Source organism: Bradyrhizobium sp. P2_E8, from assembly GCF_056403875.1.
This window is the reverse complement of sequence record NZ_JBFUES010001585.1, coordinates 1-1,075: the sequence shown is the minus strand read 5'-3', so window position 1 is coordinate 1,075 and position 1,075 is coordinate 1. Positions and strand designations below refer to the sequence as shown.

Below are 1,075 nucleotides of genomic sequence, written 5' to 3'. Positions count from 1 at the left end.
GGTCTGCTCCGCCGTGACCTCCATGATCAGGCTGTAGCCGAGCGGCGCCAGCGCCTTCGCATAGAACGCCTTCGCGCGCTCATAGTCAGAGACGGAGAAACCCAAATGGTCGATCATCGCAGCCTCCGTTGTTCACCCCTATCAGCGTGACAGGAACGTATTGCTTCGTGTCTTGCGCGCGATCGCAAAGCCGCGCGAGACCATGTCGGCAATACAATCCTGCTGCCATTCCTTTTGTGACAGATGCTCGATCACCACCGCCCGTGGCCACAGCGACTGCGGCGCGTCGCGGAAGAAGCCGATCAGCACGCGGTCCTCGAAGCCTTCGACGTCGATCTTGAGCGCATCGACCCGCGTGACGCCGGCCTCGTCGAGGATGCGTGTCAGCCGCAGCGACGGGACCTTGATCGCATCGGCGCTGGCCGCGCCGGTGACGACATGGGTGGCACCGAGATTGCCGCCGCCGCTCTCGATCATCAGCTCGCCGTTGTTGTCGCCTGCTGCGGCCTGCACCAGGCGGACCTGCGTCGCCTTCGATGCGGCATGGTTGAAGGAGAGACGTCCGAAGGTCAGCGGATGCGGCTCGATCGCGATCACCTTGCCCGCGGGCCCGACCTGCCGCGCCATCACCAGGGCAAACGTGCCGACATTGGCGCCGACGTCCACGAACACGCCGGCCAACGGGGTGTGCTGGCGCAGGAAGTCGAGCTCGTCGAGATTGTAGTCGGGGTTGAACAGCGCGCCGCGCTCGGTCGCGCTGCCCTGGTGATAGAAGCGGAACGAGGCGCCCTGATACTGCACATCGACCGGACCGCTGCGCAGCAAATTGACCAGCCGCGACAGCCAGGGCCGGAACGCGCCGCGCTTCAGCCCCGATTGCGTCGCGAGGCGAATGATCGCGGCCTGCGCCGCATTCGGCGCATATGTGCCGAATGGCGCGGACGAAGGGGCGTTGTCGGGCGTCAAGCAGGTGGTCCTCGTTGCAAGCGGCGCATGCATAGCCGGTTTTGCCGGGGACTCCAATCTTCACGAGCGGTCTGTAGCCCGGATGGAGCGCAGCGCAATCCGGGAAAGT

General features: G+C 65.2%; 1 protein-coding gene and 1 pseudogene. Both read right to left on the bottom strand.

Translation table 11 applies throughout. The features are described 5' to 3' along the window. A pseudogene (locus tag AC1D00_RS42490) lies at positions 1–117 on the bottom strand (VOC family protein); the annotation flags it as partial. Positions 118–141: 24 nt separating this feature from the next. Continuing rightward, the gene (locus tag AC1D00_RS42485) at positions 142–966 is read right to left on the bottom strand and encodes an FkbM family methyltransferase (protein WP_477014833.1); all 825 of its coding nucleotides are present in this window, start codon (positions 964–966) and stop codon (positions 142–144) included. Positions 967–1,075: the final 109 nt, after the last annotated feature.